This is a genomic window from Clostridium tunisiense TJ (genome assembly GCF_000300195.1).
GTDB lineage: Bacteria > Bacillota > Clostridia > Clostridiales > Clostridiaceae > Clostridium_J > Clostridium_J tunisiense.
Genome location: NZ_AMQH01000002.1, coordinates 167,886 through 192,359, shown reverse-complemented (window position 1 = coordinate 192,359; position 24,474 = coordinate 167,886). Strand labels below are relative to the sequence as shown.

The 24,474-nt window shown below is 32.7% G+C and carries 19 protein-coding genes and 1 riboswitch; of the genes, 18 read left to right on the top strand and 1 reads right to left on the bottom strand.

The annotated features are described in order from the left end of the window. The first annotated feature begins 35 nt into the window (after positions 1-35). The 7 genes from kce (at position 36) to kamE (ending at position 8,430) form a co-directional block, all read left to right on the top strand. Positions 36-866 carry a 3-keto-5-aminohexanoate cleavage enzyme gene (gene kce, locus C661_RS0100930; protein WP_017413418.1) on the top strand — a complete coding sequence of 277 codons (831 nt, stop codon included), beginning with the start codon at positions 36-38 and terminating at the stop codon, positions 864-866. 197 nt (positions 867-1,063) lie between these two features. Next, positions 1,064-2,107 (top strand): L-erythro-3,5-diaminohexanoate dehydrogenase, encoded by a 1,044-nt coding sequence (gene kdd / locus C661_RS0100925; RefSeq protein ID WP_017413417.1) that lies wholly within the window; start codon positions 1,064-1,066, stop codon positions 2,105-2,107. Positions 2,108-2,296: 189 nt separating this feature from the next. After that, positions 2,297-3,544, top strand: a complete 1,248-nt coding sequence (gene kamA / locus C661_RS0100920) for a lysine 2,3-aminomutase (RefSeq protein ID WP_017413416.1) — start codon at positions 2,297-2,299, stop codon at positions 3,542-3,544. Positions 3,545-3,584: 40 nt separating this feature from the next. Beyond that, positions 3,585-4,610, top strand: coding sequence for a lysine 5,6-aminomutase reactivase subunit KamB (gene kamB, locus C661_RS0100915; RefSeq protein ID WP_017413415.1), 1,026 nt, complete (start codon positions 3,585-3,587; stop codon positions 4,608-4,610). Position 4,611: 1 nt separating this feature from the next. Next, positions 4,612-6,093: a lysine 5,6-aminomutase reactivase ATPase KamC gene (gene kamC, locus C661_RS0100910; protein WP_017413414.1), complete on the top strand. Its 1,482-nt coding sequence runs from the start codon at positions 4,612-4,614 to the stop codon at positions 6,091-6,093. Next, complete coding sequence (kamD, locus tag C661_RS0100905; RefSeq protein WP_017413413.1) at positions 6,083-7,639, top strand: lysine 5,6-aminomutase subunit alpha; 1,557 nt, start codon at positions 6,083-6,085, stop codon at positions 7,637-7,639. Before kamC ends, kamD begins: the two co-directional genes overlap by 11 nt. Continuing rightward, the gene (gene kamE / locus C661_RS0100900; protein ID WP_017413412.1) at positions 7,639-8,430 is read left to right on the top strand and encodes a lysine 5,6-aminomutase subunit beta; all 792 of its coding nucleotides are present in this window, start codon (positions 7,639-7,641) and stop codon (positions 8,428-8,430) included. The genes kamD and kamE overlap by 1 nt, the downstream gene beginning before the upstream one ends. A 618-nt stretch (positions 8,431-9,048) precedes the next feature. Here the strand turns inward: kamE and abc-f are convergent. Beyond that, positions 9,049-10,962: a ribosomal protection-like ABC-F family protein gene (gene abc-f / locus C661_RS0100890; RefSeq protein ID WP_017413410.1), complete on the bottom strand. Its 1,914-nt coding sequence runs from the start codon at positions 10,960-10,962 to the stop codon at positions 9,049-9,051. A gap of 433 nt (positions 10,963-11,395) precedes the next feature. On the opposite strand from abc-f, the gene C661_RS0100885 reads away from it, so the two are divergent. The 11 genes from C661_RS0100885 to C661_RS0100835 all read left to right on the top strand — a co-directional run bounded on the left by C661_RS0100885 (position 11,396) and on the right by C661_RS0100835 (position 24,449). Further along, a complete protein-coding gene (locus C661_RS0100885) occupies positions 11,396-12,034 on the top strand; it encodes a redox-sensing transcriptional repressor Rex (RefSeq protein WP_017413409.1) in 639 nt (212 codons plus the stop codon). Between the two features lie 245 nt (positions 12,035-12,279). Further along, positions 12,280-13,059: a short-chain-enoyl-CoA hydratase gene (locus tag C661_RS0100880; protein WP_017413408.1), complete on the top strand. Its 780-nt coding sequence runs from the start codon at positions 12,280-12,282 to the stop codon at positions 13,057-13,059. 53 nt (positions 13,060-13,112) lie between these two features. Continuing rightward, on the top strand, positions 13,113-14,252 hold the full coding sequence (locus C661_RS0100875; protein ID WP_017413407.1) for an acyl-CoA dehydrogenase: 1,140 nt from the start codon (positions 13,113-13,115) through the stop codon (positions 14,250-14,252). A gap of 13 nt (positions 14,253-14,265) precedes the next feature. Beyond that, positions 14,266-15,048, top strand: a complete 783-nt coding sequence (locus C661_RS0100870; protein ID WP_026050886.1) for an electron transfer flavoprotein subunit beta/FixA family protein — start codon at positions 14,266-14,268, stop codon at positions 15,046-15,048. Between the two features lie 23 nt (positions 15,049-15,071). Then, entirely contained in the window at positions 15,072-16,079 is a 1,008-nt protein-coding gene (locus C661_RS0100865) for an electron transfer flavoprotein subunit alpha/FixB family protein (protein ID WP_017413405.1), read from the top strand. Positions 16,080-16,251: 172 nt separating this feature from the next. After that, positions 16,252-17,100 carry a 3-hydroxybutyryl-CoA dehydrogenase gene (locus tag C661_RS0100860; protein WP_017413404.1) on the top strand — a complete coding sequence of 283 codons (849 nt, stop codon included), beginning with the start codon at positions 16,252-16,254 and terminating at the stop codon, positions 17,098-17,100. Between the two features lie 230 nt (positions 17,101-17,330). Then, on the top strand, positions 17,331-18,356 hold the full coding sequence (locus C661_RS0100855; RefSeq protein WP_017413403.1) for a pyruvate kinase: 1,026 nt from the start codon (positions 17,331-17,333) through the stop codon (positions 18,354-18,356). Positions 18,357-18,700: 344 nt separating this feature from the next. After that, positions 18,701-19,867 (top strand): iron-containing alcohol dehydrogenase, encoded by a 1,167-nt coding sequence (locus tag C661_RS0100850; protein WP_017413402.1) that lies wholly within the window; start codon positions 18,701-18,703, stop codon positions 19,865-19,867. 455 nt (positions 19,868-20,322) lie between these two features. Beyond that, positions 20,323-20,425: riboswitch (glycine riboswitch) on the top strand. 367 nt (positions 20,426-20,792) lie between these two features. Continuing rightward, complete coding sequence (locus tag C661_RS0100845; protein ID WP_017413400.1) at positions 20,793-21,659, top strand: sulfide/dihydroorotate dehydrogenase-like FAD/NAD-binding protein; 867 nt, start codon at positions 20,793-20,795, stop codon at positions 21,657-21,659. After that, positions 21,659-23,047, top strand: a complete 1,389-nt coding sequence (gene gltA, locus C661_RS0100840; protein WP_017413399.1) for an NADPH-dependent glutamate synthase — start codon at positions 21,659-21,661, stop codon at positions 23,045-23,047. The genes C661_RS0100845 and gltA overlap by 1 nt, the downstream gene beginning before the upstream one ends. A 520-nt stretch (positions 23,048-23,567) precedes the next feature. Further along, positions 23,568-24,449, top strand: coding sequence for a DNA-3-methyladenine glycosylase family protein (locus C661_RS0100835; RefSeq protein WP_017413398.1), 882 nt, complete (start codon positions 23,568-23,570; stop codon positions 24,447-24,449). Positions 24,450-24,474: the final 25 nt, after the last annotated feature.

Sequence of the window (24,474 nt, the reverse complement as noted above, 5' to 3'; positions counted from 1 at the left end):
TTGTTAAAAAATTAACAAAGCTTGGAGGTAGTTTTATGGAAAAGTTAATAATAACTGCAGCTATTTGTGGAGCAGAAGTTACTAAAGAGCACAATCCAAATGTTCCTTATACTGTTGAGGAAATTGGAAATGAAGCTGAAAAGGCTTACAAAGCTGGTGCAAGTATCATTCATCTTCATGTAAGAAAAGATGATGGAACACCTACTCAGGACAGAGAGAGATTTAGACAGTGCATAGAAGAAATAAGAAGAAGATGTCCAGATGTTATCATTCAGCCTTCTACAGGTGGAGCAGTAGGAATGACTAATGAAGAAAGATTACAGCCAGTAGATCTAGCACCAGAAATGGCTACATTAGATTGTGGAACTTGTAACTTCGGTGGAGATGAAATATTTGTTAATACTGAAAATGATATAAAAGCCTTTGGTGAAAAGATGATCCAAATGGGAGTTAAACCAGAAATTGAAGTTTTTGATAAAGGCATGATAGATATGGCTTTAAGACTTCATAAAAAGGGATACATAAAAGCACCAATGCACTTTAGTTTTGTTATGGGTGTAAATGGTGGTATCGCTGGAGATATGAGAGATTTCTTATTCATGAAGGAAAGTATTCCAGCAGGTAATACTTTCAGTGTAGCAGGAATAGGAAAATATGAATTCCCATTAGCAGCAATGTCAATTGTAGCTGGTGGACATGTTAGAGTTGGATTTGAAGACAACATCTATATTGGAAAGGGAGAAATGGCAGAATCTAACGCAGTTCTTGTTGAGAAGGTAGTAAGACTTGCAAAAGAACTAGGTAGAGAGATTGCAACTCCAAAAGAAGCAAGAGAAATCTTAGGATTAGGCACCTTCAAAAAATAAATAAGTCAGTATGCTTGGCTATTTTCTGTTATACTGCGTCAACAGAACCCTTAGATAGCTCCACTATCTAAGGAACCTGTTTCCTTGTCTAACTGAAAATATCCTTCACATCTTTGACTTACTATTTGTTTTCAGATGCCATCAAACCATTACAGGTTTAAGATATATAATTTTGTCATTGAAAGGGGTCTTTAAAAATGAAAAAGGGATGTAAATATGGAACTCATAGAGTTATAGAACCAAAATCAGTATTACCACAACCAGCTGTGAAAATAGACAATAACATGGACATTTATGATAATGAAATTTTAATAGATGTTCAAGCTTTAAACATTGACTCAGCAAGCTTTACTCAAATTGAGGAAGAAGCTAATCATGATATTCAAAAAATAAAAGCTAAAATTCTTGAAATCGTAGCTGAAAAAGGAAAAATGCAAAACCCAGTTACAGGATCAGGTGGAATGCTTATAGGAACAATTGAAAAAATCGGAGAAGCATTAGAAGGAACAACTGATTTAGCAGTTGGAGATAAAATTGCTACATTAGTATCACTTTCATTAACTCCATTAAGAATTGATGAAATAATAGATATTAAACCAGATATCGATAGAGTTGAAATCAAAGGAAAAGCTATTCTTTTCGAAAGCGGACTATATGCAAAACTTCCAAAAGATATGGAAGAAACATTAGCATTAGCTGCATTAGATGTTGCAGGAGCACCAGCGCAAGTTGCTAAACTTGTTACTCCAGGACAAACAGTTTTAATACTAGGAGGAGCAGGAAAATCAGGAATGCTTTGCTGCTATGAAGGTGTTAAGAGAGTTGGACCAACTGGAAGAGTTATAGCTCTTGTAAGAAATGAAGAAGAAGCTTCAAGATTAAGAAAATTAGATTTTGGAAAAAGACTAATAATAGTTATTGGTGATGCTACTAAGCCAGTAGAAGTTATGAATATGGCTATGGCTAACAACAATGGAAAAGAAGTTGATGTTTCTATCAACTGTGTAAATGTAGCAAACACTGAGATGTCAACTATATTACCAGTTAAAGATGATGGTATAGTTTATTTCTTCTCAATGGCTACAAGCTTTACAAAAGCAGCATTAGGAGCTGAAGGTGTTGGTAAAGACGTAACTATGATTATAGGAAACGGATACACTAAAGGACATGCTGAAATAACTTTAGAAGAGTTAAGAGAAAACGAAAACTTAAGAAAAATGTTTGAAGAATTATACGTATAATATAAATCGAATTTTTCATTAAGAAATATATGATTATAGGCTTTCAGTTTTAAGGTTGGGCATATGAAATCTAAAAAATAGGGAAACTAAGGAAAGATTGGGTTAATAGCTTAGTGGTCATCTTGGTTTCCTGCAAAAAGTATTAAAAATAATTAAATAGATTATATTAAATATGCGGGGGGAAAAATAATGATTAATCGTAGACATGAATTATTTCCAAATGTAACTGATGAACAATGGAATGATTGGAAATGGCAAACAAGAAACAGAATAGAGACTTTAGAGGAATTAAAAAAATATATTCCACTAACTGAAGAAGAAGAAGAGGGAGCTAAAAAATGCCTTCAAACATTAAGAATGGCTATAACTCCATACTACTTATCTCTAATCGATCCAACTAACCCAGAAGATCCAGTTAGAAAGCAAGCAATTCCAACAGGACTTGAAACACACAGAGCTGCTGCTGACTTAGAAGATCCATTACATGAGGATACTGATTCACCAGTACCAGGATTAACTCACAGATATCCAGACAGAGTATTATTATTAATAACTGACCAATGTTCAATGTACTGCAGACACTGTACAAGAAGAAGATTTGCTGGTCAAAAAGATGATGCTATGCCTATGGAAAGAATTGATAAAGCTATAGAGTACATCAGAAACAATCCAGTGGTAAGAGACGTTCTTTTATCAGGTGGAGATGCACTACTTGTTAATGATGAAACTTTAGAGTACATCATCAGCAAATTAAGAGAAATCCCACACGTTGACATTATAAGACTTGGATCAAGAGTTCCAGTAGTTATGCCACAAAGAATTACTGATAACCTTGTAAATATGCTTAAGAAATATCACCCAATCTGGTTAAACACTCACTTTAACCATCCAAATGAAATAACTGAAGAAGCAAAAGCTGCTTGTGAGAGAATGGCTAATGCAGGTATTCCACTAGGAAACCAATCAGTGCTTTTAAGAGGAGTAAATGACTGTGTTCATGTAATGAAAGATTTAGTACATGGATTAGTTAAAATGAGAGTTAGACCATACTACATTTATCAATGTGACTTATCACTAGGACTAGAGCACTTCAGAACTCCAGTTTCTAAGGGTATTGAAATCATTGAAGGCTTAAGAGGACATACTTCAGGATATTGCGTACCAACTTTTGTTGTTGACGCTCCAGGCGGTGGTGGAAAAACTCCAGTAATGCCTAACTACATTATTTCTCAAAGCCATGACAAAGTAATATTAAGAAACTTTGAGGGAGTTATTACAACTTACTCTCAACCAACAGACTACACTCCAGGATGTACTTGTGATGTTTGCACAGGTAAGAAAGAAGTTCATAAAGTTGGTGTTGCAGGACTTCTTAATGGAGAAAAGTTAGCTTTAGAGCCAATCGGCTTAGAAAGAAATGAAAGACATTCACACTAATTCTTAGAAAATCCAGGATTTTCAGGAATCGAGGGATTACATGAATGAAATTTTGAAATTAATAAAAGTCTATAATAGTGTTTCTATTATAGGTATGAATAAAAATGTAGGAAAAACTACTACTTTAAACCACATATTGAAGGAAGCCAGGGGCAAAGTGTCCCTGGGCCTTACTTCTATTGGACGTGATGGAGAAGAAGTGGATAGGGTTACAGCTACAGAAAAACCCAAGATTTACATTGAAGAAGGCACTGTTTTAGCAACTGCAAAACAATGCCTATTTAATAGTGATATAACTAAAGAAATTATTAGATCTACAGGGATACATACCCCTATGGGTGAAGTAATTATTTGTAGAGCATTAAGTGATGGTTATGTAGATTTAGGTGGGCCTTCCCTAAATTCTTATTTAGCAGAAATAAGAGAGGAACTTTTATCTCTGGACTCTGAACTAGTTATAATTGATGGAGCTTTAAGTAGAAAAACCTTTGCATCTCCCGCCATAACAGAAGCAACGATTTTATCTACTGGGGCTGCGTTATCTAGAAGTATGAGAAAAGTTATAGAAGAAACAAAGCATACCGTTGAATTGTTAAGCTTACCCCATGAAGAAAACAATTCTATAATAAAACTTGGAAATCACATTTTAAGTCAAGGAAGAGTTGGTATAATTTATGAAAATAACACCTATAAAACATTGGAAGTTTTAACCGCCCTAGAGGCATCGAAAGAAATTGTAGAAGCTCTAGATGAAACTGTAAGCTATGTTGTTATAAAAGGTGTTATTTCAGATAAACTTATAGATGATATTATGAAAACTACAAGTTTGTACAAAAACATTAATTTCCTTGTGGAAGATGGAACTAAGGTGTTTTTAACTAGCGATACACTTTACAAGTTCCAAAAACAAGGAGGGGTTATTAAGGTTATTAATCCTATCAATGTTGTTTGTGTTACAGCAAACCCAAAGTCTCCCTACGGCTATGAGTTTGACAAAGACAAATTTTTAGAAGGATTAAGACAGTGCCTAGCTGTACCAGTGTTTGACGTGGTTGGAGGGCGATAATATGAAATTTTTAGATAATGAACAAAGAGAACAAATTGGGTTTTCTTTTGTAATGGATGAATTAGAAATAACTACTTTTTACGGCATAGAAGAAAAAAAGCTTATAAAGCCTTACAAAGTTAGTGAAAGCCATAAGCTAGAGCAAGAGCTTAAGGATATAGAAAATCTTATAAAATCCATAGAGGAAAATGAAGACGATTTTTGTGAAATCGGAAGAGTGTTTTGTAAGATAAAAGATATTAAAGCATCTATTACTAGATGTAGGGAAAAAGATACTTTAGATGAAGTAGAACTATATGAGATAAAATACTTTTCAATTTTGAGTGAAGAACTAAGGCTTATTTTAGAGAGATTGAACTTAAATATTCCTAAAATTAAGTTCAACTCTTTAGAAGAACCTTTGAATATTTTAAATCCTCAAAAAGAAAAGATGTCTACTTTTTATATTTATGAAGAGTATAGTGAAAAACTTAGGGATATAAGAGAATTTAAAAGACAAAAAGAAAGAGAAATTTTTGGCTCTAAAGATGAAGTGGAGATATCTAAATTAAAACAGCAGCGATTAGATTTAGTTATTTTAGAAGAAGAAGAAGAGCTAAAAATTAGAAAAGAATTAACTTTAAGGCTTTCAGATTATGCAAGAGACATGGAAGAAAACATAAAATCCGTTGGGGTTCTTGATTTGTTGATTGCAAAAGCAAAGCTTGCTATAAAGTATGGTTGTGTAAAACCTAGCATTATACAACATATGGATATTAGTTTAAGAGAAGCTTTCAATCCAGAAATTAAGAGTATCTTAAATAAGAAAAGAAAAGAGTTTACTCCTGTAACCATGGAGCTCAAGGGCGGTACTACAGTAATAACTGGTGCAAACATGGGAGGAAAGACTGTTGCTTTAAAAACTATTGTTTTAAATCTTTTCTTAGGGCAAATGGGTTTTTATGTGTTTGCTAAAGAAGCTAGCTTTCCAGTGCTTGACTTTATTCATTTTGTTTCTGATGATATGCAGTCAATTTCAAAAGGCTTAAGTACCTTTGGGGCAGAAATAATTAAGATGAAAGAAGTAGTGGAATGCGTTAAAAGAGGCAATGGCTTTGTAGCGCTAGATGAATTTGCAAGAGGAACTAATCCTAAAGAAGGATATTACCTAGTAAAATCCCTAGCTACATACCTTACAAAGTACCAAACTGTAAGCATAATTTCCACTCACTATGATGGTATAGTGGAAGATAACATGGATCACTATCAAGTGACAGGGCTTAAAAATGTGGACTTTGAAAGCTTAAAATATAAAATAGATTTAAATAAAACTCATTCTGTGGAGATAATTCAAGAACATATGGAATACAAACTAGAAAGAGTTTCTAAAGAAAATAAAGTTCCAAAAGATGCGCTTAATATAGCAATGCTTTTAGGGCTTGAAGAAGACATAGTAAATATCGCAAAAACTTATTATGATGAGGAGGATAACCATGGAAAGTAAATTAAATTTAAATTGGGAAGTGGTTGAAAAAGCAAGAGCATCTGCTAGAAATATAGCTAAAGATACTCAAACTTTTATAGATAAACATACAACTGTAGCTGTAGAGAGAACAGTGTGTAGATTATTAGGAATAGATGGTGTTGATGAGTTTGGAGTACCACTACCAAACGTTGTGGTAGAAAATATTACAAAAGGTAATGGATTAGCATTAGGAGCTTCTAAGTTCATTGGAAATGCTATGATAGAAACAGGATTAACTCCACAAGAAATAGCTGAGAAAGTAGCAAAAGGTGAAATCGATTTAACAAAATTACCAATGCACGATGAATTTGAAATTAAAATGGCTGTTGATAAGGTAGCAAAAGCAGCAGTTGAAAGAGTAAGATCTAATAGAGGTAAAAGAGAAGAATACCTTGGAAGATTTGGGGATAAAACAGGTCCGTATCTTTATGTTATTGTTGCAACAGGAAATATTTATGAAGATATAATTCAAGCTAAAGCTGCAGCTAAACAAGGAGCAGACGTAATTGCTGTTATTAGAACAACAGGACAAAGCTTACTTGACTATGTTCCATATGGAGCTACTACAGAAGGTTTCGGAGGAACTTTTGCAACTCAAGAAAACTTCAGACTTATGAGATCAGCTCTTGATGAAGTAGGTGAAGAATTAGGAAGATACATAAGACTATGTAACTACTGTTCAGGTTTATGTATGCCAGAAATTGCAGCTATGGGAGCTTTAGAGAGATTAGACGTAATGCTTAATGATGCATTATACGGAATACTATTTAGAGATATAAATATGCAAAGAACTATAGTTGACCAGTACTTCTCAAGAATAATTAACGGCTTTGCTGGAGTTATAATTAACACTGGAGAAGATAACTATTTAACAACTGCAGATGCTGTAGAAGAGGCTCATACAGTACTTGCTTCTCAATTTATAAACGAGCAATTTGCTTTAGTTGCTGGACTTCCAGAAGAGCAAATGGGGCTTGGACATGCGTTTGAAATAGATCCAAAAGTTGAAAATGGATTCTTATTTGAACTTGCACAAGCACAAATGGCTAGAGAGATATTCCCTAAGGCACCATTAAAATACATGCCACCAACTAAGTTCATGACTGGAGATATATTCAAAGGACAAGTTCAAGATGCGTTATTTAACATGGTTACAATAATGACTTCTCAAAAATTACACTTACTTGGAATGTTGACAGAAGCTATTCATACTCCATTTATGAGTGATAGAGCTATTTCTATAGATAATGCTCAATACATCTTTAATACTATGAAGGACCTTGGTTCTGAAATCACTTTCAAAGAAGGTGGAATCATGCAAACAAGAGTTGATGAAGTATTAAATAAGGCAGCTGATTTAATTGGAGAAATTGAAAAAGAAGGCTTATTTAGAACTCTTGAGCAAGGTAAGTTTGCAGGTATAAAAAGACCACTTACTGGAGGAAAAGGTCTTAATGGCGTTGTAGAAATCGAAAATGGATACTTCAACCCATTCATAGAATTAATGTTAGGAGGTAACAAATAATGAGCGGCGGATTATATTCTACTGAAGTAAGAGACTTTGATACAAACTTAGACTTAACTAAGCTTAAGCCTTACGGAGATACTATGAATGATGGTAAAGTTCAAGTGAGCTTTACACTACCAGTTAAAGATGATGAAAGAGGAATAGAAGCTGCAGCACAACTAGCTAAAGCTATGGGTTTAAAAGATCCTAACGTTGCTAATCACCAAGCTTTAGATGTAGAATTTACTTTCTATGTTGTTTATGGTTCACTACAACATACTGTAAACTATGATGAAATCCATGTTCAAACAGTTGAGGTAGATACAATGGATATGAAACAAGTTTCTGAGTATGTAAAAGAGCATATTGGAAGAAAAGTTACAATTATTGGAGCGTCAACAGGAACAGATGCTCACACAGTTGGAATAGATGCTATCATGAACATGAAAGGCTTTGCAGGACACTATGGCCTTGAGAGATATGAAATGATAGAAGCTTACAACCTTGGAAGCCAAGTTGAAAACGAAGAGTTTATTAAAAAAGCTATAGAGCTTAAAGCAGATGTACTTTTAGTGTCTCAAACAGTTACTCAAAAGGATGTACACATCCAAAACTTAACTAACCTTGTAGAGCTTTTAGAAGCAGAAGGTATAAGAGATAAGGTTATTTTAGTGTGTGGAGGTCCAAGAATAACTCATGAGCTTGCTAAAGAGCTTGGATATGATGCTGGATTCGGACCAGGTAAATATGCAGATGATGTAGCTTCTTTCGCAGTTACAGAAATGGTTGCAAGAGGTCTAAATAAATAGTTTAAAAATATTTTACAAGTATATAACCCTTTTTAATATATATATATAATCTTTAAAACACAGGAGTTTTCCTGTGTTTTTTCATACCTTAAAGTGTAATAAGGTATGAATATTGTAAATTGGTGTAATAATATGTAGTTTTCTGTGCATAATAACAATAGAGACAAAAGTAAACAAATATATAACTCATTTCTTATTATGATTTATGACAATAGGTCTCTAATAAATTTAAGTTAAGGTGATGAAATAATGATATTAGCTAGTTCTATTGTAAAACAATATGTGGAAGACTTGAGAAAAAAGTTCAAACATAAAAGAGATAATTATTTAGGTTTAAATATCATTGACAATTCGTTGGATTATTATTTAATAATAAACTGTTTGAATAAGGATTGAAAAATCTTAACTTGTAACTGTTAAGTAGTTCTACTATGATTATAAAGTAGAGCAAATCATATTTAAAATTAAAGAAATCATATCAGGATAGTACTGACATGATTTCTTTAATTTTGCTTATTCTTCTTCTCTTAAGTGCTAGAAGGATGCCGTTGAAAGAATTTGAAAAGAATTTTAGCTACTTAGTAAAAAAGAAAATAGAAACACCCTTTCCAAGAAGCCTTAAATTATGGTTTCCCATTGAGCATATAATTCCTCAAGTGATTCCTGAGCCTGAGAGATGGATTTGTTTACTTCCATACTTTTCTCAGGGTTAGAATATACTTCCTCTAAGCATAATTCTGATTGGAGCTGTTCTAGGGCTTCTTCAAGCTTAGCAATGTTATCTTCTATAGATTTTACTTTGTTTTTCTTTTCCTTTTCTACTTTTTCTAGTTCTTTCTTTTTCTTTTTGTCTAACTTAATTTGAGTTTTAGTTAAACCATCATATTCTTCTTCTTCCTTAAATCTTAATGGATTCTTCTTTTTCTCTATATAGTAAGAGTAGTTTCCAAGATACTCCTTAATTCCATCTTCTTTAAGTTCAAAGATTTTGTTAATAACTTTATTTAAGAAATATCTATCGTGGGAAATTACAATTATGGTTCCATCATAATCTGTAATTGCATCTTCTAAAGCCTCACGAGACATAATGTCTAAATGGTTTGTAGGTTCATCTAATAAAAGAAAGTTAGCTTTAGATAACATAAGTTTTAAAAGATTAATTCTGCACCTTTCCCCACCGCTAAGTGTGGATATTTGCTTAAATACATCTTCACCTGTGAATAAAAATGCTGCTAGAGCATTTCTAATTTCTGTGGTAGTCATATTTGGGAAGTCATCCCATACTTCATCTAGAATTGTCTTATCTAGATTTAAGTTAGATTGTTCCTGGTCGTAATAACCTAAGAAAACATTCTTTCCTAGAACTTTAATTCCAGTATCGCTTGGTAATCTATCCATAATGATTTTAAATAAAGTGGTTTTACCGCGACCGTTTTCCCCTATGAGAGCAAGCTTTTCTTCTCTTTTAATATCCATGTTTAACCCTTGGAATAATAACTTTTCACCAAAGGACTTTGCTAAGTTTTCGATATAAAGCACATCGTTTCCGCTTTTAATTTGAGTTTCAAATTTTATTCTAGAAGCCTTTTGTTCCTTGTGAGGAGCATCTATTCGTTCTACTTTGTCTAGTGCCTTTTGGCGACTCTCTGCGGCCCTTACGCTTTTCTCCCTATTAAAAGATTTATAACGAGTAATAATATCTTCTTGTCTCTTAATTTCAGCTTGTTGAAGATTATAGGCTTTAAGCATTACTTCATAGTTCTGCTTTTTAAGTTCTATAAATGCAGTATAATTGCCATTATAGCTGTCTATAATACCATTAATTAGTTCTAAGGTCTTATTAGTTATAGCATCTAGGAAAAATCTATCATGGGATATGATAATCATTGTACCTTTATAAGCCTTCAGATACTCTTCTAGCCATTCTATGGCATCCAAATCAAGGTGGTTTGTAGGCTCATCTAGAAGTAAAATATCAGGGCTAGTTAGAAGAAGTTTACATAGGGCTACTCTAGTCTTCTGACCACCACTAAGTATGCTAATAGATTTATTGAAATCTTCTTCTGTAAAACCTAGTCCTTTTAATACTCTACTAATTTCACCTTTATAGGTATAGCCACCATTGTTTGCGTATACCTCGGTAAGAGTTGTATACTCTGCGAATATTTTATTGTGATAAGCTTCGTTAGAGGCATCATAGGGCTCATTCATTTTTATTTCTAGGGCTTTAAGTTTTTCTTCCATTGATAATAGGTTATTAAAAACAGAAAGAAGCTCCTCGTAAATAGAGTTTTCTGATTCTAAAGCCAGATTTTGGGATAGGTATCCAAGTTTTTTAGATCTATCTATAAATAACTCTCCACTATCATGCTCTAGTTGAGAAGTTAATATTTTAAATAAAGTAGATTTACCAGCACCGTTTGAACCGATTAATCCTATTTTTTCGCCCTCATTTATATTAAAAGTAATATCTTTTAAAATTACATCTATACCAAAGCTTTTATGAAGATTCTTGCAACTTAAAACTATCATGTTGTTCACCGTCCTTGATTATATATTTTACTACGAATGAAAGGATTTTTGTAGTAAAAGTTAATATATATGATAAAACCTACCGAACATTAATGTAAATTTTATAAAAAATATAGCGTATATCTTAATTTGGTGATATAATATATAATTGAGAATTAATACATATTTATACATAATTTTAGTTAATTATTAAATTGTACTAAAATATTTGTAATATGATAGTTATATATAGAAAAAGTATGGATAAATTATATTATTTTGTGTTATAGGGATTTTGAATAATAGGTAATACTAAAGATAGTAATTAAAAAGTTTTAACAAGGGTATTTACATACAAAGGAAATTTTATGATGAACTTAAGCAGTAAAAATGCAGTGGTTGATTTGAAAATACAAGAGTAAAATATTACAATACTAAGTTAGGGGTGGAAACATTGGAAAGAAAAAAGAATATTTCTATGGCAGTAATAAAGAGGTTACCAAAGTATTATAGATACTTAAATGAACTTGCCAAAAATGATGTGGATAGAATATCTTCAAAGGAACTAAGTGAAAAGATAGGCTTCACTGCATCTCAAATAAGACAGGACTTAAATTGCTTTGGAGATTTTGGTCAGCAAGGATATGGTTATAATGTTAAAGAACTATTACATCAAATTGCTGGTATACTAGGACTGAACAGAGAGTATAACACTGTAATTGTAGGTGCTGGTAACATAGGTCAGGCTATTGCGAATTATACTAAATTCGAAAGAATGTCCTTCAATCTAAAAGGAATTTTTGATATCAATGTAAAATTAATAGGACTTAAAATTAGAGATATAGAAATTCAAGATATAGATGATCTAGAAGGATTTTTAAGAGAAAACAAAATTGATATAGCTATATTATGTGTGCCAAAGAATAGAGCGCAAAATGTTAGTGATGTAGTAACTAAAAATGGAGTTAAGGCAATTTGGAACTTTGCCCCTGTAGACTTAAAAGTACCTAATGACGTAATAGTGGAAAATGTTCACTTAAGTGAAAGTCTTATGACTCTAAGTTATTTGCTAAATGAGCAAGAATTGAGCTAAGTTTCCGACAGAAATATACAATGGTGTTAGGAATTCACAGTAATATAAGTCTTAACACTGATAAAGATTTAAATAAATATAAATATTTTTTAAATCTTGTAAAAAAAATAACAATTCATATTGAAATGTTATTAAATACCTTATATAATAATAATTGAGGCAAACATGCTTCAATTATTTTTTACTTCAATTTGTTACGAAATTAACAAATTATGAAGGAAAAGATTCATGGGGAGATGAAAAGAATGAATTATAGTAATATCATCTTTGAAAAAGAAGGCAATTTAGCGATAGTTAAGATTAACAGACCAAAGGCATTAAATGCTTTAAACTCTGAAACTTTAAAAGAATTAGATAATGTTATTGATACTATTGCACAAGATGATGAAGTATATGTAGTTGTTTTGACAGGAGAAGGTAAGGCTTTTGTTGCAGGTGCAGACATATCAGAAATGAAAGATTTAAATCCGATGGAAGGAAGAAACTTTGGAGTGCTAGGAAACAGAGTTTTTAGAAAACTAGAGAACTTAGATAAACCAGTTATCGCTGCGATTAATGGTTTTGCTCTAGGCGGTGGATGTGAACTTTCAATGGCTTGTGATATAAGAGTAGCTTCAGGAAAGGCTAAATTCGGACAGCCAGAAGTTGGTCTAGGAATAACCCCTGGGTTTGGCGGAACTCAGAGATTAGCTAGATTAGTTGGTGAAGGAATGGCTAAGCAATTAATATACACAGGTGATATTATAACTGCTGAGGAAGCTTTAAGAATTGGTCTAGTAAATAAGGTAGTTGAACCAGAAGTTTTATTAGATGAAGTTAAAGCAATGGCAAGTAAAATAGCTAAAAATGCCCCTATAGCTGTTAAGTTATGCAAGACTGCTATAAATAAGGGAATGCAAATGGATATAGATAGTGCAATAGCTTATGAAGCAGAAGTATTTGGACTTTGCTTTAGTTCAGAAGACCAAAAAGAAGGTATGACTGCTTTTGTTGAGAAAAGAGATAAGACGTTTAAAAATAGATAAGGTACGAGTAGAAATAGTACTATAAATGTATAAATTATAGGAGGTAAAGGGAAATGAACTTTTCACTAACTAAGGAACAAGATTTTGTAAGAAAAATGGTAAGGGAATTCGCTGAGACTGACGTAAAACCAATTGCTGCTGAAATAGATGTTACTGAAAGATTCCCAATGGAAAATGTTGAAAAAATGGCTAAATACCATATGATGGGTATTCCATTCCCAGTTGAGTTAGGTGGAGCAGGTGGAGACAACCTATCTTATGCAATAGCTGTAGAAGAACTTTCAAGAGTATGCGGATCAACAGGAGTTATATTATCAGCTCATACTTCATTAGGTGCTTCACCAATATATGCTTTTGGAACTCCAGCTCAAAAAGAAAAATACTTAGTACCACTTGCAAAAGGTGAAAAACTAGGTGCTTTCGGATTAACTGAGCCTAACGCAGGAACAGATGCTGCAGGACAACAAACTACAGCTGTTTTAGATGGTGATAACTATATATTAAATGGTTCTAAAATATTCATCACTAATGGTGGTGTTGCAGATATATTCATAGTATTTGCTATGACAGACAAATCAAAAGGAACTAAAGGAATATCTGCTTTCATCGTTGAAAAATCTTTCCCAGGTTTCTCAATAGGAAAAGTTGAAGAGAAATTAGGAATAAGAGCATCTTCAACAACTGAGTTAGTATTCGAAAACTGTATAGTTCCAAAAGAAAACTTGCTTGGAAAAGAAGGTCAAGGATTTAGAGTTGCAATGAATACTCTAGATGGTGGAAGAATTGGTATAGCTGCTCAAGCACTAGGAATAGCTCAAGGAGCTTTAGATGAAGCAGTTGCTTACATGAAAGAAAGAAAACAGTTCGGAAAACCACTTGCTGCATTCCAAGGATTACAATGGATGATAGCTGATATGGATGTTAAAGTTCAGGCTGCTAGATTATTAGTTTACAAAGCTGCTAACAACAAAGATAAAGGAGTATCTTATTCATTAGAAGCTGCAAGAGCTAAATTATATGCATCAGAAGTAGCTATGGAAGTTACAACTAAAGCAGTTCAAATCTTCGGCGGATACGGATATACAAAAGAATACCCAGTAGAAAGAATGATGAGAGACGCTAAGATAACTGAAATCTATGAAGGAACTTCAGAAGTTCAAAGAATGGTTATTTCAGCTAACGTCTTAAAGTAGGAGGGAATTAATGATGAAAATAGTTGTTTGCTTAAAACAAGTTCCAGATACAAATGAAGTTAAAATAGATCCAAAAACAGGAACTCTTATAAGAGATGGTGTTCCTTCAATAATAAATCCAGATGATAAAAATGCTTTAGAGGAAGCATTAAGATTAAAAGATGAAAATGGTGCTCATGTTACTATAATAACAATGGGACCACCACAAGCTAGAGTAGCTTTAGAAGAAGCATTAGCAATGGGAGCAGACGAAGCTATATTAGTTACTGATAGAGCTTTCGCAGGAGCTGATACTCTTGCAACTTCACATGCTTTAGCAGCTGCTATTAAAAATTTAGAGTATGATATCATATTCGCAGGAAGACAAGCTATAGATGGAGATACAGCTCAAGTAGGACCAGAAATAGCAGAACATTTAAACCTTCCACAAATAACTTATGTTGAAGAAGTTAAAGTAGAAGAGAATGGATTAAAAGTTAGAAGAGCTTGGGAAGATGGATATGAGTATATCAAAGTTCAAACTCCAGTTCTATTAACAGCTATCGAAACTTTAAACCTTCCAAGATACATGAATATTAAAAACATATTCTCTTTAGCAAAAGAAAAAGAGATAAAGGTTTGGACTGTACAAGATATTAATGTAGATGTAGCTCTTTTAGGATTAAAAGGTTCACCTACAAAAGTTAAAAGATCTTGGGCAAAAGAAGCAAAAGGCAAAGGTGAGATCTACAATGTATCACCAAAAGAAGCTGCACAAATCGCATTATCTAAACTAAAAGAAAAACACTTCATCTAGGATATAAGTAGGAGGGAATTACTATGAATATAGGAGATTATAAAGGAGTTTGGGTCTTTGCTGAGCAAAGAGATGGAGAACTTCAAAATGTTGCATTAGAATTACTTGGAAAAGGTAGAGAAATCGCTGATAAATTAGGAGTAGAGCTTACTGCATTACTTCTTGGACATAAAAACATTGAAGAAATGACTAAAGAATTAGGTGCTTTTGGAGCAGACAAGGTTTTAGTTGCTGATCATGAGTTATTAAGCCACTATACTACTGATGGATACGCAAAAGTTATAGCTGATTTAATCAATGAAAAGAAACCAGAAATCATGTTTATAGGAGCTTCTTATATAGGAAGAGACTTAGGTCCAAGAGTTGCTGGAAAATTATCTACAGGACTTACAGCTGACTGTACATCATTAGATATAGATCCAGAAAACAGCAACCTATTAATGACAAGACCAGCTTTCGGTGGAAACTTAATGGCTACAATCGTTTGTGGAGATCATAGACCACAGATGTCTACTGTTAGACCAGGAGTTTTCGAGAAATTAACTAGAGATGAAAACAGAAGCTTTAAAATAGAAAAAGCTAACCTTTCATTAGCTAAAGAAGATATAAGAACAGAAGTTTTAGAAGTTGTTAAATTAGCTAAAGAAGTTGAAGATATCATTGAAGCTGAATTTATCGTAGCTGGTGGTAGAGGTGTAGGTTCTAAAGAAAACTTCTCAGTTTTAAAAGACCTTGCTGATGCACTAGGCGGTTCAGTAGCTGGTTCAAGAGCAGCTGTTGATAATGGCTGGGTTGATAAATCAGTTCAAGTAGGACAAACAGGAAAAACAGTTAGACCAACAATTTATATAGCTTGTGGTATATCTGGAGCAATTCAGCACTTAGCTGGAATGCAAGATTCTAACTTTATCATAGCTATAAACAAAGATGCAGATGCTCCAATCATGAAGATTGCAGATGTTGCATTAGTTGGAGACTATACTAAAATAGTTCCAGAGCTTACTGCTCAATACAAAGCAATGCAAAAATAGTAATATACCCCAATGCTCTAGGAGTATTGGGGTTTATTTTAATATGAAAGTTATGGTAATATAGTTATGGAAGATATATAGTTTTTTCAACTAAAAAAATATATATAAATAAAAAGCTCATATTTAAATTGAGATTTTTAAAATATAAAATTCACTAAAGGGGTGTTATATTATGGAAAAAATTTGTGTTCTTGGTGCTGGCACCATGGGAGCTGGAATAGCTCAAGCATTTGCTGCAAAAGGCTTTGAAGTAATCATCAGAGATATTAAGGATGAATTCGTTGAAAAAGGAATTTCAGGAATAAAAAAAGGTCTAGAAAAGCTTGCAGCAAAAGGGAAAATCACAAATGAAGAAGTTGAAAATATATTATCAAGAATCAGTGGAACCACTAATTTAAACCTATTAGATGATGTAGATTTAGTAATTGAAGCAGCAGTAGAAAATATGGAAATTAAAAAACAAATATTTGCTGACTTAGATAAGATTTGTAAGCCAGAAGCAATTTTAGCTACAAATACCTCATCACTTTCAATAACTGAAATAGCTACAGCAACTTTAAGACCAGACAAAGTTATAGGAATGCATTTCTTCAACCCTGCAACAATAATGAAGCTTGTTGAGATTATAAGAGGAATGGCAACTTCGGAAGAAACTTATAATGCTATAAAGGAATTAACTTTAGCAATGGGCAAAGAGCCTGTAGAGGTAGCAGAAGCTCCTGGATTCGTAGTTAATAGAATACTTGTTCCAATGATTAATGAAGCTGTAGGAATCTTTGCAGAAGGAATTGCAAATGCAGAGGATATCGATAAAGCTATGATGCTTGGAGCAAATCACCCAATGGGCCCATTAGCATTAGGTGATTTAATAGGACTTGATGTTTGTCTTGCTATTATGGATGTATTATATAAGGAAACTGGAGATACAAAATACAGAGCTCACAGTCTTCTAAGAAAGTATGTTAGAGCTGGATACCTTGGTAGAAAAACAGGAAGAGGCTTCCACAACTATCAAAAGTAATCTAATTATACAAAACAGTATATTATATTCTTTTATTTATCTTTGATTTTGCTGTATAAATAAAAGAACCCCAGGTAAAGCTAGAACCTTTAGGTTTACTTAGGAAGCCCTAGAGAAATCTAGGGCTTTTTTATGAGTTTTTGATTATAGCCAACTATTTTGGATATGTTATAATTAGAATATATTGTAATTTTTTTTTCAGGTTTATTTTAGTAAAATGGGAGTATAATATGAAGATTATTTGTTCGATAGGACCTAATGTGAGAGAAAAAGAGGATGTAGATAGATTAGTTGGAGCTGGCTTGAATATGATGAGGTTCAACTTTTCTCATATAAATTATGATTTAGCAGAAGAACTTATAGATTATACTAAGAAAAATTATCCTAAGGTACCGATAATTGCAGATCTACAAGGGAATAAAATTAGAATATCTAACCTGTTTAACAAAGCAATTAAGGTAGAGGGTAACGAAAAAGTTATGTTTTGTAGTGAAAACTTCTATGCAAAAAATTGGCAAGGGTTTCAAAATGAAACTTTAGTGCCTATAAAACTTGAGGGAAATTTTTCTCTTCTTTATGGAGTGGAAAAAATACTAATGAAGGATGCCACTATGGAGTTTCAGGTTAATCATAGAATAGCAGGGGAAGAGCTAATAAAAACGGTGGTGGTAAGAGGGGGAATTATAAGGGGAGAAAAAGGCATCAATGTGCCGGGTATAGACAGAAAAGGAATGAACCTTACCTCAAAAGATAAAAAAGATGTAAACTTTGCCCTTAAGAACAAGGTAGATATAATATGTCTTTCTTATGTGACCTCTGAGAGAAATATACAGGAGCTGAAAGCTTATATTGGTAAATTAGTTAGAAAGAACACTGAATACAAGTTTCCTAAAGTATGGGCAAAAGTTGAATGTAGAGAAGGAATAAGAAATTTTGAGCATATATTGAAATCAGTAGATGGGATAATTCTAGGAAGAGGAGACTTATCTGCAGAGCTTGATTTAGTTGATATACCAAAAGTGCAGCAACAATTAATAAGTATAATGAAGAAAAGTAAAAAAGAATTTATTATAGGCACCTATGTGTTAGAGTCTATGAAATATTCTCTAGTGCCTAGCATTGCAGAAGTGAATGATTTATATAACTTCATAAATAACAGAGTAACAGGAGTTATGCTTGCTGGTGAGGTATCTGTAGGAAGGTATCCAATAGAAACTATTACTTTTTTAAAGGAGCTTATTCATAAATACAAATAGTGTATAGCTTAAAAAGCTAAAGGGTACTAAATGATATACTAAAGGTCTGAAATTTTTGTAATTTGATGACGAATAGGTAATTAATATAAGAAAAAGTGTTACATATTTAACAAATGATTATCCATTAAAATCATATATAAGTCATTGTGAATGTTTTAAGTATATTGAATTAATAAAAACTTAGCAGTTAATTGTTAAGTTTTTATTAATTTGGTTAAAAATACTGATTTCCTAAACTTGTTGTACTATAATTAATTTATAAGATAGTTAATTATTTAACTATTCCTATTTTAAATTTTAAGAAGCTTTAAAATTCATAAGCTGATTACATAGGAGGGGTATTTATGAACAGATTTACATTACCAAGAGATATTTATTTTGGAGAAAAATCCTTAGAAGTATTAAAAACTTTACAGGGGAAAAAAGCAATTATTGTTACTGGCGGAAGCTCAATGCAAAAGTTTGGTTTTTTAGATAAAGTTAAAAACTTATTAGAAGAAGCAAAAATGGAAGTTAGACTGTTCGAGGGAGTAGAACCAGATCCATCTATAGAAACAGTTATGAAAGGTGCAGAGGTAATGAGAGACTTTGGTCCAGATTGGATCGTTTCAATTGGAGGGGGATCACCGATTGATGCAGCTAAAGCCATGTGGGTATTCTATGAGCACCCAGAAATTACTTTTGATGATATAAAGGATCCATTTACAATTCCTACACTAAGAAATAAGGCAAGATTTATTGCAATACCATCAACAAGTGGTACAGCAACAGAAGTAACTGCTTTTTCAGTAATTACAGATTATAAAAAGAAAATAAAATATCCATTAGCAGATTTCAATATTACTCCAGATATAGCAATTTTAGATACAGAAATCGCTATGACAATGCCAAAACAATTAACAGCTTACACTGGTATGGATGCATTAACTCATGCTATTGAAGCTTATGTAGCAGCATTAAGATCGCCATTCTCAGATCCACTTGCAATGCAAGCTATTATAATGATAAAAGAAAATCTATTAAATTCTTATAATGGAGATGGAAAAGCTAGGGATAACATGCATATAGCTCAATGTTTAGCTGGTATGGCATTCTCAAATGCACTACTAGGAATAACTCATTCTATGGCTCACAAAACAGGAGCAGTATTCCATATTCCTCATGGATGTGCTAATGCTGTATTCTTACCTTATGTAATAGACTTTAACAAGAAAGCTTGCATGGATATATATGCTACTATAGCAAGAAATTTAGGGCTAAAGGGAAATACTGATGAAGAGTTAGTTGATGCATTAACAGATACTATTAAAGATTTAAACAAAACTATGGATATTCCTACAACTTTAAAAGCTTATGGAATAAATGAAGAAGACTTTAATAATAACTTAGATTATGTAGCTGAAAATGCTATTGGAGATGCTTGCACAGGCTCAAATCCAAGAGCAATAACAGTAGAAGAAATGAAGAAATTATTTACTTGCATATATAATGGAACAAAAGTAAATTTCTAAGAGAATTAAAGGCCCTCTATGGAGCTTTTCATAGGGGGCTACAATTTGTAGCTTTTTGAAAATGGTTTCAAAAAATATAGGGTTATATTATGATAATATATTCTACTTACAACCCAGAAGCATAAGGGAGACAAAGTAAAAACAATGTACAAGATAAGTCTTAACGTTGATTCCCTTTATGGAAATCAAGAAAGTTTCATACAATAACTTAATAGTATTAAGAAATAAAAAGTGACAGTAGATGACAGCATTATTCATGTTTTGAAAATATTCACACTTTCTACAGCATGTTCATATTGACTAGTATTAAATAAAACTATAAAATAGATGTGTAATGTGAATATTGAGTGGATGATGGTTATTGGAGATACTTCTATATTAGGGGGTAACCGTAGAAGAAATGGATAAGCTATGCTATGACTTATTCAAAAGCTTTCAGGTAAGATACAATAATCAGACACGACCCTGGAGAGATCCAAAATTGGACATCGAAGAAGAAACTTAGGGAAGGATAAGAGCCCTAGGGAAACTTTCAGGTAAAAGGACAGGATGTAAATAGCATTGTTTTTTAATGTGGTTTTACATATTGTCTATTTTTTATGTAATTTTTCAAATGTAAACCTTAACGGTATTTTGAAAGTATAAATATCTCACACTCTTTAACTAAGAGTTTTGGGATGAAAACTAAACTTTAGTAGAACTTGAAAATCCTTCTAAAGTTGTGAAAACAATGAACTTGTTCAATGTTTAACATTGATGTATTATATAACTGCTTATAGAGTTATACTAATATAGGATAATGGGACATATTGACAGGTTAATTAGTTGGAAACCTAGCAAAATTTGTTAAAGATTCATAATTTGTAGACAAATAAATTTAAATATTTTTAATATTAAACAAATGTTTAGATGTGGAGGATGTATTATGTATAAAATTGTTGAGAAAAGACTTTTAACTCCTTCAATTTTCATGATGAAAGTTGAAGCTCCAAGAGTAGCTAAATCTGCAAAACCAGGTCAGTTCATCATTATTAGAATGGATGAAAAGGGTGAAAGAGTACCTTTAACTGTTTGCGATACGGATCCAGCAAAAGGAACAGTTACAATTGTAGTTCAAACTATGGGATGTACTACAAAGGATATGGCAAATTATGAGGTAGGACAAAGTTTTTATGACTTTGTTGGACCATTAGGAATGCCATCAGAGCTTCTTCATGAGGATATGGAAGAATTAAAAAATAAAAACATAATATTCATTGCTGGGGGAGTTGGTACAGCACCAGTATATCCTCAAGTTAAATGGTTACATGAGCAAGGAATAAAAGCTGATGTTATCATGGGATATAAAACTAAGGATATGGTAATTTTAGAAGAAGAAATGACAGCAGTTGCAGGCAATGCTTATGTAACTACTGATGATGGTAGCCATGGCTTTAAGGGATTAGTTACTGAAAAATTAAAGGACTTAGTAAATAACCAAGGTAAAAAATATGACTTAGTTGTTGCTATAGGACCAATGATAATGATGAAATTTGTATGTAAATTAACTGAAGAGCTAGGAATTAAAACTATAGTAAGCTTAAACCCAATTATGGTTGATGGAACTGGAATGTGTGGTGCTTGTAGAATTACTGTAGGAGATGAAACTAAGTTTGCTTGTGTTGATGGTCCAGAATTTGATGGACATAAAGTTAACTTTGATGAAGCTCTTAAGAGATTATCAATGTATAAAGATGAGGAAGTTAATAAAGATACTATGAAACCAGGTTGTGGAAGAGGAGGAAATGCATAATGGATAGAATGAAAAGAACTCCAATTGCAGAGCAAGACCCAAAAGTAAGAGCTACAAACTTTCAAGAAGTTTGTTTAGGATATACAGAAGAAGAAGCTGTTCAAGAAGCTTCAAGATGTTTAAATTGTAAAAACAAACCATGTGTTGGTAAATGTCCTGTATCTATAGATGTACCAGAGTTTATACAACATGTTAAAAATAAGGACTTTGCAGAAGCTGCAAAAGCTTTAGATAAATATACAGCACTTCCAGCAGTTTGTGGAAGAGTTTGTCCTCAAGAATTACAATGCGAAAGTAAATGTGTTCTTGGAATAAAAGGAGAATCAGTAGCTATTGGTAAGCTTGAAAGATTTGTTGCTGACTGGTCAAGAGAAAACAATGTAGATTTAACAAAAGAAGTTGAGAAAAAGGATAAAAGAGTAGCTGTAATAGGTTCAGGTCCAGCAGGAATAACTTGTGCTGGAGATCTTGCTAAAATGGGTTATGATGTAACTGTATTTGAAGCATTACATGAACCAGGTGGAGTTTTAGTTTATGGAATTCCAGAATTCAGATTACCAAAAGATACAGTAGTTAAACATGAAATAAATAACCTTAGAAAATTAGGTGTAAAAATTGAAACTAACGTAGTTGTTGGTAGAACAGTTACTGTAGATGAGTTAATCAATGATGAGAAATTTGATGCAGTATTCATAGGTTCAGGAGCAGGTCTTCCAAAATTCATGGGAATACCAGGAGAAAACCTAAATGGAGTATTCTCTGCTAATGAATTCTTAACAAGAAACAACTTAATGAAAGCCTTCAAAGAAGAATATTCAACTCCAATCAAATCTGGTAAGGTTGTAGCAGTAGTTGGTGGCGGAAACGTTGCTATGGACGCAGCAAGAACAGCATTAAGACTTGGTTCTGAAACTCATATTGTTTACAGAAGAAGTGAAGCAGAATTACCAGCAAGAGTTGAAGAAGTTCATCATGCTAAAGAAGAAGGCGTTATTCTAGACCTTCTTGTAAATCCAGTAGAAATACTTGGAGATGAAAAGGGTTGGGTTAAAGGAATGAAGTGCGTAAGAATGGAACTTGGTGAGCCAGATGCATCTGGAAGAAGAAGACCACAAGTTGTTCCAAACTCTGAGTTTACATTAGATTGCGACACTGTTATTATGTCTCTAGGAACATCACCAAACCCATTAATTCCAGCAACAACTCCAGAACTTGAAATCAATAAATGGAAGTGTATAGTTGCTGAAGAAGAAACAGGATTAACTTCAAAATCTAAAGTATATGCTGGTGGAGATGCTGTAACAGGTGCTGCAACAGTTATACTTGCAATGGAAGCTGGTAAGAAGGCTGCTAAAGCTATAGATACTCAACTTTCTGAACAACAATAATAATTAGAATTAATTATAAAAGGTCGCCATTTTGGCGGCCTTTTTATTTTAAACATATTTTCATTTTAAATATAAGTTGAAGAAGGATTTTGGAGTCAGTAAAATAAACTCAAAGAAAATCACAGTAGGGAAGATTCAAATCAATAGAGTAATTGCTAATGAAGGAGTTACTATATTAGATAAATAGTAACTTTAATGGAATAATTTATACCAGTGATGTTGAGAATATTCATAGCATTACTTTTCTTAGTTTAACAAAACTTTGGAAGCTTCAAGTAGGTAACTTTCTTTAAGGGGGTGTTGGCCAGCCTTGCAGCTCATTAGCCTAGGTAAGTTGCTTTGATGTAGCAAAGGCAGTTTGTTCACAAAGTACCTATGTTTAGTCCAAAGCAGCTTACAAAGAAGCTCCACAAGATTAACTTATTCATTATCTAATAAAAATTAAGTTTACTTAATCCATTTTGGATATTATCATAGAATTAATAATTAGAAATATTTGTATATGGAATGGAGTGATACCATGGACTTTAAAGAATTAATAGAAGAAGAAGGCAAAGTTATTTTAAAAGGAGTAACAAGTTTTGAACTTCCTCATATATTTGATTGTGGTCAATGTTTTAGATGGCATAGGCAAAGCAATGATAATTATATAGGGGTAGCCTTTGGTAAGGTTATAGAAGTAGAGAAATGTGATAAGGATGTTATATTGCACAACACTAATTTAGAAGATTTTAATAGTATATGGTGTGATTACTTTGATTTAAGAAGAAATTATAGTGATATAAAAGAAGAGTTAGGCAAAGATCCACTTCTTAAAAAAGCTGTAGATTTTGGTTATGGTATAAGGCTACTTCAGCAGGAACCTTTTGAAATCTTAATATCCTTTATAACTTCAGCTAATAATAGGATACCTATGATAAAAAGAGCTATAGAAAACATAAGTAAAACCTATGGAAATCAATTAGAGTACAATGGAAAGACTTATTACACCTTTCCTACACCAGAAGCACTAGAGAAGGCTACTATGGAAGAAATAGAAGCATTAGGGGTAGGTTTTAGAGCTAAGTATATAATCGATGGAATTAAAAGTGTGGTAGAAGGTACAAGGAGTTTAGAACATATAAAAAGTCTTAGTGATGATGACTGTCATGAGGGCTTGAAAGGCTTTAACGGAGTTGGCCCTAAAGTTTCTGACTGTATAATGTTATTTTCTATGCAAAAGTATTCAGCTTTCCCTGTAGATGTGTGGGTAAAAAGAGCTATGCAATTTTTTTATTTAGCTCCTGATGTATCCCTACCTAAAATAAGAGCCTTCGGAAGAGAAAAATTTGGTGAGCTTTCTGGTTTTGCACAACAATACTTATTTTACTATGCAAGGGAAAACAATATTAAAATAGACTAAAGTTTTTTATGCTTATATTAAATTT